Origin of the sequence: Novipirellula galeiformis, assembly GCF_007860095.1 — a bacterium.
GTDB classification, from domain to species: domain Bacteria; phylum Planctomycetota; class Planctomycetia; order Pirellulales; family Pirellulaceae; genus Novipirellula; species Novipirellula galeiformis.
Map to the genome: position 1 here is coordinate 471,601 of NZ_SJPT01000004.1, position 13,734 is coordinate 485,334.

General features: G+C 57.2%; 14 protein-coding genes. 4 read left to right on the plus strand and 10 right to left on the minus strand.

The genetic code is table 11. The features are described 5' to 3' along the window. Positions 1-62: 62 nt before the first annotated feature. Together Pla52o_RS12645 and nrtS are read right to left on the minus strand one after the other, a co-directional pair. Positions 63-905 (minus strand): DUF547 domain-containing protein, encoded by an 843-nt coding sequence (locus Pla52o_RS12645; RefSeq protein WP_197169205.1) that lies wholly within the window; start codon positions 903-905, stop codon positions 63-65. Between the two features lie 164 nt (positions 906-1,069). Further along, entirely contained in the window at positions 1,070-1,297 is a 228-nt protein-coding gene (gene nrtS / locus Pla52o_RS12650; RefSeq protein WP_146594971.1) for a nitrate/nitrite transporter NrtS, read from the minus strand. A 179-nt stretch (positions 1,298-1,476) separates the two neighbouring features. Here nrtS and Pla52o_RS12655 point away from each other — a divergent pair, with 179 nt between their 5' ends. After that, a complete protein-coding gene (locus Pla52o_RS12655) occupies positions 1,477-1,911 on the plus strand; it encodes a zf-HC2 domain-containing protein (protein ID WP_197169206.1) in 435 nt (144 codons plus the stop codon). Between the two features lie 144 nt (positions 1,912-2,055). Here Pla52o_RS12655 and Pla52o_RS12660 read toward each other — a convergent pair whose 3' ends face one another. From Pla52o_RS12660 to Pla52o_RS12675, 4 genes are all read right to left on the minus strand, one after another. Continuing rightward, positions 2,056-2,760, minus strand: a complete 705-nt coding sequence (locus Pla52o_RS12660) for a Crp/Fnr family transcriptional regulator (RefSeq protein WP_146594973.1) — start codon at positions 2,758-2,760, stop codon at positions 2,056-2,058. A 126-nt stretch (positions 2,761-2,886) separates the two neighbouring features. Then, positions 2,887-3,579, minus strand: a complete 693-nt coding sequence (locus Pla52o_RS12665) for a hypothetical protein (RefSeq protein ID WP_146594974.1) — start codon at positions 3,577-3,579, stop codon at positions 2,887-2,889. Between the two features lie 636 nt (positions 3,580-4,215). After that, the gene (locus tag Pla52o_RS12670) at positions 4,216-4,530 is read right to left on the minus strand and encodes an anti-sigma factor family protein (protein ID WP_146594975.1); all 315 of its coding nucleotides are present in this window, start codon (positions 4,528-4,530) and stop codon (positions 4,216-4,218) included. 13 nt (positions 4,531-4,543) lie between these two features. Continuing rightward, the gene (locus tag Pla52o_RS12675) at positions 4,544-5,131 is read right to left on the minus strand and encodes a sigma-70 family RNA polymerase sigma factor (RefSeq protein WP_146594976.1); all 588 of its coding nucleotides are present in this window, start codon (positions 5,129-5,131) and stop codon (positions 4,544-4,546) included. Between the two features lie 234 nt (positions 5,132-5,365). Between Pla52o_RS12675 and Pla52o_RS12680 the strand changes: the two genes are divergently transcribed. The 3 genes from Pla52o_RS12680 to Pla52o_RS26890 all read left to right on the plus strand — a co-directional run bounded on the left by Pla52o_RS12680 (position 5,366) and on the right by Pla52o_RS26890 (position 8,582). Next, positions 5,366-5,929 (plus strand): RNA 2'-phosphotransferase, encoded by a 564-nt coding sequence (locus Pla52o_RS12680; RefSeq protein ID WP_146594977.1) that lies wholly within the window; start codon positions 5,366-5,368, stop codon positions 5,927-5,929. Further along, complete coding sequence (locus Pla52o_RS12685; RefSeq protein ID WP_146594978.1) at positions 5,926-6,993, plus strand: ADP-ribosylglycohydrolase family protein; 1,068 nt, start codon at positions 5,926-5,928, stop codon at positions 6,991-6,993. The genes Pla52o_RS12680 and Pla52o_RS12685 overlap by 4 nt, the downstream gene beginning before the upstream one ends. 1,388 nt (positions 6,994-8,381) lie before the next feature. Then, positions 8,382-8,582, plus strand: a complete 201-nt coding sequence (locus Pla52o_RS26890) for a GxxExxY protein (RefSeq protein WP_197169207.1) — start codon at positions 8,382-8,384, stop codon at positions 8,580-8,582. 203 nt (positions 8,583-8,785) lie between these two features. Here Pla52o_RS26890 and Pla52o_RS12700 read toward each other — a convergent pair whose 3' ends face one another. The 4 genes from Pla52o_RS12700 to Pla52o_RS12715 all read right to left on the minus strand — a co-directional run bounded on the left by Pla52o_RS12700 (position 8,786) and on the right by Pla52o_RS12715 (position 13,299). Next, the gene (locus tag Pla52o_RS12700; RefSeq protein ID WP_146595234.1) at positions 8,786-10,129 is read right to left on the minus strand and encodes an MFS transporter; all 1,344 of its coding nucleotides are present in this window, start codon (positions 10,127-10,129) and stop codon (positions 8,786-8,788) included. Positions 10,130-10,643: 514 nt separating this feature from the next. Then, the gene (locus tag Pla52o_RS12705) at positions 10,644-11,492 is read right to left on the minus strand and encodes a dienelactone hydrolase family protein (RefSeq protein WP_146594979.1); all 849 of its coding nucleotides are present in this window, start codon (positions 11,490-11,492) and stop codon (positions 10,644-10,646) included. A 376-nt stretch (positions 11,493-11,868) separates the two neighbouring features. Next, the gene (locus Pla52o_RS12710) at positions 11,869-12,051 is read right to left on the minus strand and encodes a hypothetical protein (protein ID WP_146594980.1); all 183 of its coding nucleotides are present in this window, start codon (positions 12,049-12,051) and stop codon (positions 11,869-11,871) included. A 291-nt stretch (positions 12,052-12,342) separates the two neighbouring features. Further along, a complete protein-coding gene (locus Pla52o_RS12715; protein ID WP_197169208.1) occupies positions 12,343-13,299 on the minus strand; it encodes an HNH endonuclease in 957 nt (318 codons plus the stop codon). Positions 13,300-13,734 lie beyond the last annotated feature (435 nt).

Below are 13,734 nucleotides of genomic sequence, written 5' to 3' on the forward strand. Positions count from 1 at the left end.
ATTCGATTCCTTCACCAACGCTTCGCAAGCGTTTCGGTTAGTGCACCGAATTTCTCCTTCTCCTATCGAGGCCGCTTGTTCGATAGGCTGTTGAGTTCCCACTCGTACGGCAGCCACTCAATCTGCGGTGTTACGCCCGCGGCGAGCGTTTGCTCCAGCGATGGAGCGTAGCGAGACGCAAATTCGAGCGGGCTGCCGGCGACTTGCGTGAAATCGCCCCCGTACCAACTATAAAGTTTTGTCAGTGACGCCGTCGAAGTCTCTCGGTCAAACCGGAACCAAGTCGCGTGGTCATGGACGTACTGCGATTGTTCGTGCAGTTGTCGTTCCAACCGAGCTGCCGTAAACGCCTCATTTCGCAGAGGCGGGCAGCTCGAAGCGGCACACACCAATGCAAAGTGAACGCGCGGCTCGATGAATTTCGGGCGAATTTGCTCATGCTCGATCTGGTTTAAACTCCACACGTTCCCTCCGATGTTCCAGCGAACGGCGTCCCAACGCGTTTCCTCCGCAATCTGCTGGATCGAGCGGATCGGGTAGTGATCGAGGATCAACTTCAACGTGCTTGCGTTGTAGGCGTTGATCAGTAACGCGAGTTTTTCGTCGCGTCCCATTTCATCCAGAGGCGCCGCGGCGATCGATTCAAGGTACGCGTCCAGCTCCGCAACATTTGCTTTCAAGCCGATGTAGTCGACCCAACCTTCCGCGTCCACGTATCGGCCCAGCAGCGAGTCGAACGCGGCATGATCGAAACTCGGACCCGCTGCGTTGTCCGCGTAAGCCTCGCTCAGCTCGACCCGAGGCGGGCCAAACAGCCGAACAATCAAGTTTTCGAACGGCAAAAACGTGGCGAGGGTCACCAGCGCCACAAGTGCGACGATCACGAATGCCCACGGTCGGACCATAGGCCTCCGGGGGACATCCTCGCTCATCCAAAGCGGCGTTGGGCTCCAGCGATCCTGAAGCTTTTTGATATTGTTTTCCATGCGAGGGCCAATGGGATTGACTGGATCGAATCGGAAACGACGAAGGGTCGCTACCGAGCACACCCACGAAGACGTGCCAACCGTCAAATCCTTACAGCATTTCGCATCGCCCCGACGCTCGAGAGGGTCGAAACGGCGAAGGGGACGAGATACGTCAACCCAATTTTGACAAAATGGGTGCGTGTCAACTCGCCGCTGAGGACGACATCCCCCTGGTTGATGACCATCAGAACCGTTCCCACGACAACGCTGTAGCCAAGCCCACGCCGTACAACGGATCGCTTCGTAGCGAGCCTTAGCCAATCACGCATGATCTCTCTGCTCTCAAAGGGCACGGGGGAAGACGGTAAATTTCTAGCGTTTGTGAGTTCGAGCACAGACGCTCCGGCGGTAGACGGCGACGATAATGCAGTGGCGGCATACCCGAAAGCACTTCGCATTCCTGCCACCCAAACGATCGTCTCCCATCCATCAATCGAGGAATCGCGTCATGGTCCGCCAAACCAACGAAAATCACGACCTGTGGTCGGATTGCCCGCCTGGGACGATTGCACATCTACACGACCGAATCGTCTCTCAACGCAAACGTCAAGTCGCCATCCGCATTGGCGGCCCGATGATCGTCGTCATGCTACTCGCTCTCGGCATGGGTCGTTTCAGCCAAACCTCGTCGCAACCATGCCCCGAATTTAACTTTGGCGGCGTGACGTGCAGCGACGTGCAAACCCACTTCCAAGCGTTCACCATGCATGAACTGGAACCCGCCCAACACGAAGCCATGGCAATCCACTTGGACCAGTGCCCGAATTGCCGCGACATCTTGAAAGCGACGAAAGTCCCAGCCAGCAACATCGTGAGCCGTCCGGTCTCAACCCAATTTCGAGGCACTCGTGCGTTGTCCATCCTTATTCCTTGGGATCAGTGATTCCTTGAGACCCATAAAGGATTCCTCGGGCCCCGTGAACGATTCGTTGGGATCAATAAAAACCGGAGGGCTCGCGCCCTGCCGCGAAAAACGTAACGCAACGGTCTCATGCGAAGGCGTGAAAACCGCAATGCCCTATCGGTGCTACCGCAGGACAGGGATTCTGCGATCGACCGATGCGGCCAGTTGTTCCGTGTTGACGAGCACGATCTTTCGTCGACCGACATGAATCAGACCTTCCGATTTCAAGTGGCCCAGTAGGATTGTCACGGTCTCGCGAGTGCTGCCCATCAAATTGGCAAGCTCCTGATGCGCCAATTTGATTCGCAACCGGATGCCTTCGGAATCACAAACGCCAAACTGTTCCGCCAAATCAAGTAGCAAGTGGATCAAACGATCGCGGTTAGAGAGGAACATCAAGTTCTTCAATCGGCGTTCAATACGGTGCCGGCGCAGTCCGACCATCTTGGTGATCTCCAACGCCACTCCATTGTGATGCGACATCAACTGCTGGAGCTCCTCCGCAGGGATCATCACCACCGTTGCGGCGTCGACCGCTTCCACGTATTCGTCTCGCGCGGCCTCCGCAAAAATAGCCAACTCACCAAACAGTTCTCCTGGCTCCACAAACGCGAGGATGGACTGTTTTCCGTCCGACGTGAGATTACAAACTTTCACGAGGCCCTTGGCGAGCAAGAAGACGCTGTCCGCTTTCTCGCTCGGCAGGTAAACAGGACTGCGAGCGGGAAACGATCGCGAGCGACTTCGCGACTCGAGTCGCTTGATCTCTTCGGGAAGCAGTTTCCCGAAGATGTCACAGTTTTTAAGGTGCCACAATTTTTCAGGCATTCGTTCGCTCTTTCGTCTTGGATGACACTCGAAACCTGAAACGGCAAAGGATGATGGGGGTGGAAATCGATCGCCAGGACGATCGAGCACTCGATTCTTTACGGACAATACTCTCGAATCCGCAAACTACTTTCCGGTTCGACCGGAAGGCATCGCGTACTTTGCCGGGTTGGCAAGAAACATTTGACGCTGCTCATCGCCGGGGAACAGGTATCGCATGCCCTGATAAACCGTTGCAATTCCCGGATCACCTTGGATCTCTTGATTCATCTCGACACGGCAAACCGAGCACTTGCCGTCGAACGCGAGGTCGACATTCGCGTACGTTTCAGGGCTCTGTAGGAACTCTCGCTTCTGTTCCTCGCCTGGAAACAGGAACAAGCGATTGCCATAGAGCACGGGGAATTGCACTTTGCCCGGCATCGTTTGTCCCATCTTGACCGAGCAAACCGTGCAGTCGCCGCCCATCGCAGGCGTGTACTTTGCCGGATCGGAGACGAACATTTGCTTCTGTTCTTCGTTTGGAAAGAGGTAAGTTTTGCCGTCGTAGGTGACCTGGTACTCAGGTTTGCCGGGAACCCATTTCTTCATCTCAATCACGCACACCGCGCAATATCCATCCAGTGCGACGGTGGCCGGTGCCGTCCGACTTTGGCTGCCGCCTGCGGCCGCTCGGGCTGGCGGCTTGGCCTTCGGTCGGGCGGTCCGTGTTCCCGATTGTGCGTGAGCGGAATGACTCGCGGTGACGAACACCGACAGCGCGACAACCGCGAACCCTAACGGGCGTTTGAAAGGGCTTTTGGTGGTTTGTTGAAACATAAAATGTCTCCTGGAAAGGAAGTGAAGAGTAAAAGCATGGGTGCGTGCATCCACGTAGACGAACCAACGGCGACTTCCTTACAAACGACGAAAGAAATTTTTTGGCGAGCTGGCTGGGTTGGGGAACTGGCTGGGTTGGTGAGCCGGCTGGATCGCACGCATGATTCAATGAGCACGAAACTTCCCCGACCGACCGACCAGACAGCAGACGGTAGACAGCAGACGGATGCGTCCGTCGTCGATTGCCGTCACCCTGAGACACTGTCACCCTGAGACACTGTCACCCTGAGACACTGTCACCCTGAGACACTGTCACCCTGAGACACTGTCACCCTGAGACACTGTCACCCGAGGACACGGGGGGTAATCGACGCGGGGTAGTAGGCACCGGGCAATCGGACACCGGGCAATCGGACACCGGGCAATCGAACAGCGGGCAATCGAAGCAGAATGGGATGCTGCTGACGTCAAGCGACGTTTGCGTCCACAAAGAACGCTAAGAACATCCGAGAGATCGGTGGTCTCAGACCAGAATGGTCCGCCACATCCAATCCCGCGTCGACGCCGCTGGGGGACGATCGTCGCTGGGGGACGGGGAAACGTTGGGTGACGGGCAAGCGAATCGATCTCCGAAGATCATCGATCGGTCGATGAGAGCGCTCGCTTGATCCTCTGTCGAGCTTCCGCAGAGAGTCTGGCACTCGCCTCGCCAGCACTCGTTTCGCCAGCAGTCGCTTCGCCAGCGTCCGTTTCGCTGGGATTCGTCTCCGCAGCGTCCACGTCTGCCCCGTGTTGTCGCATTCCGTTGCGAAGCCGGAGCAGGTCACGACGAAACGCGGAACAGAGGCGGCACATGCGCAGGTGCATCCACATCTCCATTCGCTGCCGCAAGGTCAACTTGTGGTCGAGCGATTCGGAGACAAGCTTCGAAATTTCCTTGCAACTGAGCATATTGAGCGTCCGGTTAATCGTTTTCTTGATTCCAGCGGGTTTTCATACAGTTCGCCAAGCGAATGCGCGCCCGATGTAACAAGACCCATAGATTAGACGGCGTAATCGACAATTCCTTACAAATTTCTTCGCTGCCCATCTCGTCCATTTCTCGAAACGTGAACGCGTCGGCTTGATTGCGGGGTAATCCATCCAAGCACTGGCTAAGAATCGGCCAAAACTCCTCTCGCTCAAGTGGATCGAGAGGTTGCAGTAGCGACGACCGTACACGCTGGCGCCAATTTCCGTTTCGGTCAAACATTTGGTCCAGCGGATCGCCATCCCCGTCGTCGGTTAAGTCCGTGGTTCGATTGCGCTGACGAACCAAGTCGATTATTTTGCGTTTCAGGATTCCAAACAACCAGCCACGCACGGATCCCTGTCCGGAAAACTGGCTGAAATGTTCCAACCCAGCCAAAAAAGTTTGCTGCACCACTTCTTCGGCCGCCTCCGCGCTGCGGAGTCGCGATAGCGCGTACCGGTAGAGACAATCGCCATACTGATCAACCCACGCCGTCGGCTCTGACGACGCGAGCACATTTGCCTCACCGGGAAGTTCCATAGGTCTCCTCTAACCATGCCGCTATTCTAGTGGGGCTAAATCTAGCCGGACATGGGGGCATCTAGTCTGTGAGCTAGCTCACAAAACACTCAAACATCTCATCCGCCAACACCGCCCAAGGGCTGATCGCAACGCAGCGAGTTAGCAATCGGAAATCGAAATGCCTCGGAAATCAAAATACAGGGCGCGAACAATCGTTGCGGGCGTTCTGACGCGTCGGATAGAATTCATCCGATGCCCCCCGATCAAAAACTCCTATCGACGAGCAAATTCCTCAGCCTCGTGCTCAGGCACCGACCGGATGTCGTCGGGATGAATTTGGACGACGAAGGTTGGCTCAATATCAATGAGCTGATTGCGGGCGCCAACGAGCGTGGCACGAACTTGACGTTGGAACGGCTTCACGAAGTCGTCGCGACGAATGACAAAAAGCGATTTGCCTTGAGCGATGACGGTCTTCGTATTCGAGCCAGCCAGGGGCACTCGATCACCGGAGTCGACTTGAAGCTTGAGCAAAGGACGCCGCCCGACACGCTTTATCACGGAACCGTCGCCGCGTTCATCGAAAGCATTCGAGCGAACGGTCTGCAAAAACGATCTCGAAACCATGTGCACTTGTCGACCGACGAAGAAACCGCGAGCAAAGTCGGATCGCGACGCGGCAAGCCGATCCTCCTTCGCGTCGCCGCGGCGGCAATGCATCAAAACGCACACCGGTTCTACCGATCGGCCAATGGGGTTTGGTTGGTCGATTCCGTGCCGACGCCCTATTTGACGTTCCCGGAGCAAATGGATTGAGCCGCGACTCCATTATCGGATGCCTCTTGGGGACCGCGGTTGGCGATGCGCTGGGTCTGCCCTATGAAGGCGTCTCGCCACAGAGAGCCGAGCGACTACTCGGGCCGCCAGATCGCTACCGATTCTTGCTTGGACGCGGGATGATTTCGGACGATACCGAGCACACTTGCATGGTGGCTCAGTCGATGATCGAAGCACGAGGTGACGTCAATGTCTTCACGAGACGCTTCGCGAGTCGATTGCAGTGGTGGATTTTGGCGTTGCCCGCGGGGGTTGGCAAAGCGACGGCTCGATCCGGAATCAAGCTGTGGTTGGGATTCAAACCGAGAAACGCAGGCGTCTTTTCTGCGGGCAACGGGCCAGCGATGCGAGCGGCGATCGTGGGTGCGGCGCTGGACGACGTTTCGCTGATGTTGGAAACGGTGCGTGCCTCTTCCCGACTAACCCATAGCGATCCGAAGGCCGAATACGGAGCCATCGCGGTTGCGTTGGCAGCCAAGCATGCGCGGGATCACGAAACCGTTGACGCGAACGTTTGGCTCGATCAAGTGATCGAGGCCATCGGCGATGAAGGAGCTGAACTCGTGGACCTGCTTCGCCGAGCCAGCGAGAGTGTCAACGAGGGCCAATGCACGACGGCGTTCGCCGAGTCATTGGGACTGGCAAACGGCGTCACGGGATACACGTACCACACCGTTCCCGTTGCGATTCACGCCTGGCTCTCTCACCCCAACGACTTTCGCCAAGCCGTCACCACCATGATCCGCTGCGGAGGCGATGCCGACACGACCGCCGCAATCGTGGGCGGGATCGTCGGTGCCGGAGTCGGACGCGAAGGAATCCCCGAGGAATGGATCGCCCGCATCAGCGAGTGGCCACGTAGCACCGCATGGATGCAGCGACTGGGTGAATCGCTCGCCAACGCCATCGCTGGCGACCCGACTTGCAACGCCCCGACATACAACATCCCGGCCCTCAATCCCGTAGCCGTCCTGATCCGCAATTTGATGTTCCTGATCATCGTGCTCTTTCACGGCTTCCGCCGGCTCGCGCCACCCTATTGATGGTCCGATAACAAGCCTGGACATTGGAGATTGCGAAGCAGCTAAACAGGAATGATTGGGCGAAATCCCATCAGCCGCTTGGGCGTTAGCCCCGGTTGTGGAAAAGGTTTTTGGGTTTGCGCAATTTTCATCCCGACGGGATGACAGACAGTAGCCGGTGGTTTGAGCGCAGCGAATACCACCGGAAGGGATTCCGGGGATGTCGCTACGCTTATCCCCGGCTATTCTCTAAGGATCCCTTCGGGATCAAGACACAGCCTTCAGGACAAAGCCTTCAGGACAAAAATTGCGGAACAAAAATGGCTTCGCGAAATGCTCTGTCCCTACCGAAGATTTAGCAGCCCAGCGTTAGCCCCGATTGAACGTGGGAACCGTGGCTAACGCCAAAACGGCTAAGATGCCGAAAGACTCCTGCCTACCTGCTTAACTCCATCGCTGGCGACCCGACTTGCAACGCCCCGACATACAACGTCCCGGCCCTTAATCCCGTGGCCGTCCTGATCCGCAATTTGATGTTCCTGATCATCGTGCGCTTTCACAGCTTCCGCCGGCTCGCGCCACCCTATTGATGGTCCGATAACAAGCCTGGACATTGGAGATTGCGAAGCAGCTAAACAGGAATGATTGGGCGAAATCCCATCAGCCGTTTGGGCGTTAGCCCCGGTTGTGGAAAAGGGTTTTGGGTTTGCGCAATTTTCATCCCGACGGGATGACAGACAGTAGCCGGTGGTTTGAGCGCAGCGAATACCACCGGAAGGGATTCCGGGGATGTCCCAACCGACCCCGCAGGGTGTCGCAGATGCTCGGTCTACGACACCCTGCGGGGTCGGCGGCGCACTACGGGTTCGGATTCCGGGGATGTCGCTACGCTTATCCCCGGCTATTCTCTAAGGATCCCTTCGGGATCAAGACACAGCCTTCAGGACAAAGCCTTCAGGACAAAAATTGCGGAACAAAAATGGCTTCGCGAAATGCTCTGTCCCTACCGAAGATTTAGCAGCCCAGCGTTAGCCCCGGTTGAACGTGGGAACCGTGGCTAACGCCAAAACGGCTAAGATGCCGAAAGACTCCTGCCTACCTGCTTAACTCCATCGCTGGCGACCCGACTTGCAACGCCCCGACATACAACGTCCCGGCCCTCAATCCCGTAGCCGTCCTGAACCGCAATTTGATGTTCCTGATCATCGTGCGCTTTCACAGCTTCCGCCGGATTGCCCCACCCTACTGATGGGCAGATTACAAATCTGCAGATTGCAAAATGGTCATCGGTGGCATGGGTTGGAAACGCGGAGGAACGGAGGAGCGGAGGAGCGGAGGAGCGGAGGAGCGGAGGAGCGGAGGAGCGGGGAGCAGAGCGACACTGTAAGGAAGGAAGAGAGGGTGACGACATGACTGAGCATGAACTAATCGCTGCGATCATTGGAGCTGCGATTGAAGTGCATCGACGTTTAGAACCAAGATTGCGGGAATCCGTCTACCGAAGGTGTCTCGCGTACGAGCTGCGTCAACGTGGCTATCACGTGGTCGAAGAAAGACTGGTGGCACTTGAATACGACGACTTGCACGAGGCCCAGTGCCTTGCGTGCTGAGCTGTTGATTAAGGAACGGGTGATTAAGGAGCTGAAAGCCAAAGCAGCAATTCTCCCATTCTCCCATTCTCCCATTCTCCCATTCTCCCATTCTCCCATTCTCCCATTCTCCCATTCTCCCATTCTCCCATTCTCCCATTCTCCCACTCTCCCACTCTCCCACTCTCCCACTCTCCCACTCTCCCACTCTCCCACTCTCCCACTTATTGCGGGCGATCAGCGCGGAATGCCGCGGCAAACAAAACGAGCGCGGCGATGGCACACAACAACGTCGCCGCCCGGTAGCTGCCCCATTGGTCATGCGTCACGCTGAAGAGATACGGGCCGACCGCGGTGCCAGCAACCACGATCGAGGTCGAGAATCCAGAGATCGCGCCGAGATGCGTTCGGCCATAAAAACGCGGCCACGTCACTGCGGAAATGATCCCGAACATGCCTTGCATCAATCCCATCCCCAACACCGCAAAAACAACCGCCCCGCGGATATCCAAGAACGACAGACTCAGCGAAAGCGTCATGAGTCCAACCAGTTGAACCATCGCCAGATACTTCAACTTGACGAAGTCACTCAGCCAGCTGCCCACAAATTCCACCACCACACTGACACAGGCGGCCGGCACAAAAATGGCAACCGCCTGGCTGCGCTGCATGCCCGCATCCGCGAAAATGGACACGACATGAAAGGCGAAGGACGTTAGCAGGAAGCCAGAGAGAACGACGCTGAACGTGAACACCCAGAAACTGTAGGTTCGGCGAGCTTCGGACAGCGTGAACTGACGGCCGCTCAAGGTTTCCGCATGCGTTTTTCGGTTCTTCTTCGCGAAGGAGCCGTCGGGCACCAAGCCATGGTCTTCTGGTCTCGATCGCCCCAAACATAACGCCAGCAACGAAAACAGGGCCACGATCACGGCAATCGACTGCCAAGCCCACGACCAACCGCCTTTTTGGATCAGCCATTCAAAAAAGGCCGGAGTCACGGAAAACCCAAAGGCGACCGCGATCCCGATGAATGCCAACGCCATGCCACGTCGCTGTTCAAACCACTCCAGCACCATGTTGCGTGACGACAAGGTCAACATCCCCTGGCCAAAGAAACGCATCCCGAAGAAGCCCAAGCACAAGACGGCAAACGAGGCGTGATCGCGGGAATCGTCGGGCAACATCGCTGCGACCGACTCGGCGATTTCGGCCGAAAAACTCATCCCCGTCAAGACGAGTGCCAACATCGCCGCCGAGAACGCGGACACCCATCGACCGCCAAGCCGGTCGTACCAACGCCCCGCCCGGGTGATCAACAACGCGCTGGCGATTGTGCCCGCCAGGTAGGCAAAGCTGATCCAGCTCCGCGACAACTGGTGAGCTTCGATCAAAAAGTCCGTAAATACCGAGACGCCAACGGTTTGCCCCGGGGCACTGGCCAACACCCCCAACGTGCCACACACCAACACCACCGTGCCGTAAAAGAACGGTAGCCGAACGGGATCAAACGGAACGTTGGCGAACCGTGGTCGAGGGTGAAGCTTCGGGGTCTCGCGATCAGATTTCATATGCGGTGCCATCGCAATGGAGGACGAAGCGCTCATTGGAGGCTACTTTGCTCACCAAGTCAGCGGGGATTGACACCGCGATCGCTCGCTCCCGCTCGAAATCAACTTCGTCGTCTTTCCCCCTCGCCCCAAACTTCGGAGACGCCCGGAGGAACTCGGAGACGGCCGGAGGAACTCGCATTGATCGGAACTCGCATTGAATTGGGCACCGATCCCACTTCACCCTCCCCAGGGCGGGTCGCAAGGAACGAGCGGGGGAAGGCAAAACGCGACCAAGCCAGCAGTCTCTTTCGCCTGAGGAAGGCAAGAACTTGGGCAAGCCCGAAGGGATGTCGACCGCAAAGAATTAGCGGCCCTGCATTGGTTTACGGCGAACCGCGGTTACCCGGCCACGAACTCGCGACGGCGGATTGAATCAACACGCCGTCACGCTTCGGGGGAGGACAGGCCGGGAACAGCGGCAATCGCGCAACTTCGAAACCGACCGCAGTCAATGCGGACTGCCGAGTCCGGCTTACACCAAAGTCTTGCTGAATAACACCAGCATTCTCTGCCAAGCCTTTTCCGCCTGTTCCTCGTTGTGGACCCTGCTGTCCGGCGGACACCAGCCATGGCCGGCGGGATACACCTCGATCTCGGCTGGCAATTTGGAATCGGCAAAGGCTTCCTTCAGCGTGGTCTTGGCCTCGGGATCGCGTTCGTCATCGTTCTCCGCAATCGCGATCAAGAACGAAGCCTTCATTTGCGGGACTAGCAGATGGGGACTGTCCGGTTTGTCGGTAACCAATCCGCCGCCGTGGAAACTGGCGCCCGCTCCGACACGCTCGGCCACCGCCGCAGCGGTTCGCATCACAATGGGGCCACCCATACAATAGCCCGTCGTTCCGACTTTCTTGTTCTTATCGACTTGAGGCTGTTTGTCGAGCCAGGCGATGAAGGCTTTCGCATCGGTTTGGTGTGTCGCCGCGTCGAGGGACCGAGCCAGGGGACGGACGTCCGCGATCGGCGTGTTGGCTCCCTTGGAGGCGGTCGGTGCTTTCTGGATCCGGTAGAACGGATTGACGACCAAAACGCTGTAGCCCGATTCGGCAAGTCGCTTTGCCATTTGGCGAAACGCGGGTCGCAGCCCAAAGATATCGGGCCAAATCAGCACGGCGGGATGGGAGCCAGTTTGCGGGGTCACGAAGTAGGCATCGCAATGGCCGTCGGGAGTTTCAATCGTGACATCGCGGTCACTCACCTCCACGGCGTCAGCCGCGCGGGGCAGCAACATTGCCGCCCCAACGCCAGCGGCTGCGATCGCACTAAAGTCACGTCGGGAATACTTCTTCAAATCGTCGTCAAAATGATCTTGATCGCACATCAGATGCCTCATCTCTAGGGAAGGGTTGCAATACCAACGGAGCAGCGAACCATGGTATCAGGCAAATGAAGCGGAGACGAGTCGGAATCGCCGCATCGTCGCCCTATAGTCGCCGCATCGTCGCCAGATAGTCGCCGGGACGCTCCGCGGTCCGATGTGTTCTCACCATCCCCAACACATTCCGCCGTCCGGTCATATAAGCACCTCGGCAGAAGTCTTTCGGCATAGCTCCTCACAGCGGCGAAGCTGCAACACGTAGACTAGGCTTCCAGCCTGGGTTCGATGGAGTCTCCAGGCTGGAAGCCTAGGCTACGTTAGCGGAGGTGCATCGTCGCCAACACATTCCACCGTCCGATGTGTCCTTACCCCCTCATCCCTAAGATGATTTTTTGTCACCAAAGCTACCGCAGCAGGCCGAGGACTCGAGCAATCGTTCGACGTCTGCGGCCAGGTCACGGTCTTCAATCGAGTGCAGGAACCAGCGACGCTCGGTATCAACCATCTGCACTGCCTGGTTGAACAGCGAGCGGATTTGTTCGTGACGGTCGGTGTGGGTCATGGCAAGTTCAGGGAGTAAGCGAAGCGCAGTGCACACAGGGCGGTCAAACGACACCAATGTGTCGATTTGCACGGTCCAGAGCATGATAGCTCGATTCCCACCACGATCCCACCACCTGTTTGCTTTGGAGCATCCACATTGGCAACGAAGCGGTTGCTTCCGGCCAGCGGCCAGCGTCTCGCTCAGCGTACTCCAGCCCTATTCCAAGTTTTCAATTTTCAATTGTCAATTTCACTTTTTCAATCCAACATTTCCGCATCATCATCTCGCCTGCCTTCGCAGCGACGATTGCTATCGATTTTCCAATCCAAGGAAGCACTTGCGTCGGTGCCAAGCGAGCCGCTTCATCGACGGCCAAAGCCGTTCATCACGCGGCAAGATCAGACGTTTGCCTGCCATCGACGCCAGAGATTCTTGCGTCGGGCAAGCTTCATCAAAGGCGTTGGGGGCGACGATCACGCGGTAGTCATCCTCGATACTCCAGAGCCCGAGATCGAACAACCAATGAGCATTCTTGCAGAGCGCGATGCCGTTTTGCGGATCATCGTTCCGCGAGCGGGCGAAGGGATGGATGTGGGCGGCATCGACGATACTGTGGCCAGTGATGGTCGTGATGCGGTAGCCCGTTAGCGCGCAGGTGTGACAGTAGGCTGCGACGACATCGACGCGGAAGCGTGCGGTGCGTCCTTCGGCGCGGGCTTCGCCGTCCACTTCGGCAGCGAGTTCATCCAACGTGGCCGAGTCAGCCGGCGGCACGATTCCGGCAAGTTCGTACAGGGCGATCTGTTCGGCATGCTCAAAGTAATTTGAAATCAGCGTGTAACCGGCGGCTTGCTGAAAGCGGCTCGATTGCAACGCAGCAAAAAATGCGTCAGACAGCCGGACCGACACCGTTGACTCGCGATGTTTCGATGGCGCCGCGTCCGCTTGCAGGGGAGTCCAAAGTTTGGAGGAACCCAGGTGGTGAAACGGCAACCGAACATCGGGCCGTTGCGAACGGCGATGGGCCACGATGGACCAATACACCGAAAAGCGAAACGCCAGATCAGGCGTCAGTTTTAAAAGCGGATCGCGAAGCAGACCGGATTTAGCAAGCTCCAGAACGACCAGCAGCAACAGCGGCTTATGCGGGGCGATGCCCTTGGAGCGATCGACCCGCAATTTAGCGAGCTTCTTGATAATTTTGTCGTACTCGTCTGCCACGATCGCGATATTGCTTCGTCTATACCCATTGACACTGGTTTGCATTCTATGAGACCGCAGCACCATGTGCACCCGCGGACGCGTCCGAGCAGAAGGTTCCGCTGCGAAGCACGGGACGATCGATTCAATTTACAGCACCAACTGAATAAAAGTGGGCATTCTCTCAAGGAACAATCAGGCAAAAAAAGGGTGCGAAATATGGATTTGCCACACCTCCGGCCCCACCTATCTGACACACGCGGGGCACAGGGACCGCCCGCCGATCCGCACCGCGGAGCCTCCTGCCGTCTACACGCTGTCTTAACGCAGATACCTGGGACTTCCGAACACGATGTAAAACACTCGAGTGCGAGTAATTACAATGAATCGTATTACCTTTGATCATTCCCCCGTTTCGAAAAACCAATCGAACCGAAGCCGGCCATATACGCCAGCGGGCGCAACATCCGAAGGGTCAAACGCCCGCGATTTCCAAGGGTT

Coding starts and splice junctions, on each gene's coding strand:
- Pla52o_RS12660 (WP_146594973.1), bottom strand. CDS start 2,760: ATGCCTGAAAAATTGTGGCACCTTAAAAACTGTGACATCTTCGGGAAA.
- Pla52o_RS12655 (WP_197169206.1), top strand. CDS start 1,477: ATGGTCCGCCAAACCAACGAAAATCACGACCTGTGGTCGGATTGCCCG.
- Pla52o_RS12705 (WP_146594979.1), bottom strand. CDS start 11,492: ATGTGCGATCAAGATCATTTTGACGACGATTTGAAGAAGTATTCCCGA.
- Pla52o_RS12645 (WP_197169205.1), bottom strand. CDS start 905: ATGGTCCGACCGTGGGCATTCGTGATCGTCGCACTTGTGGCGCTGGTG.
- nrtS (WP_146594971.1), bottom strand. CDS start 1,297: ATGCGTGATTGGCTAAGGCTCGCTACGAAGCGATCCGTTGTACGGCGT.
- Pla52o_RS12710 (WP_146594980.1), bottom strand. CDS start 12,051: ATGACCCACACCGACCGTCACGAACAAATCCGCTCGCTGTTCAACCAG.
- Pla52o_RS12680 (WP_146594977.1), top strand. CDS start 5,366: ATGCCCCCCGATCAAAAACTCCTATCGACGAGCAAATTCCTCAGCCTC.
- Pla52o_RS12715 (WP_197169208.1), bottom strand. CDS start 13,299: ATGCAAACCAGTGTCAATGGGTATAGACGAAGCAATATCGCGATCGTG.
- Pla52o_RS12700 (WP_146595234.1), bottom strand. CDS start 10,129: ATGAAATCTGATCGCGAGACCCCGAAGCTTCACCCTCGACCACGGTTC.
- Pla52o_RS26890 (WP_197169207.1), top strand. CDS start 8,382: ATGACTGAGCATGAACTAATCGCTGCGATCATTGGAGCTGCGATTGAA.
- Pla52o_RS12665 (WP_146594974.1), bottom strand. CDS start 3,579: ATGTTTCAACAAACCACCAAAAGCCCTTTCAAACGCCCGTTAGGGTTC.
- Pla52o_RS12675 (WP_146594976.1), bottom strand. CDS start 5,131: ATGGAACTTCCCGGTGAGGCAAATGTGCTCGCGTCGTCAGAGCCGACG.
- Pla52o_RS12670 (WP_146594975.1), bottom strand. CDS start 4,530: ATGCTCAGTTGCAAGGAAATTTCGAAGCTTGTCTCCGAATCGCTCGAC.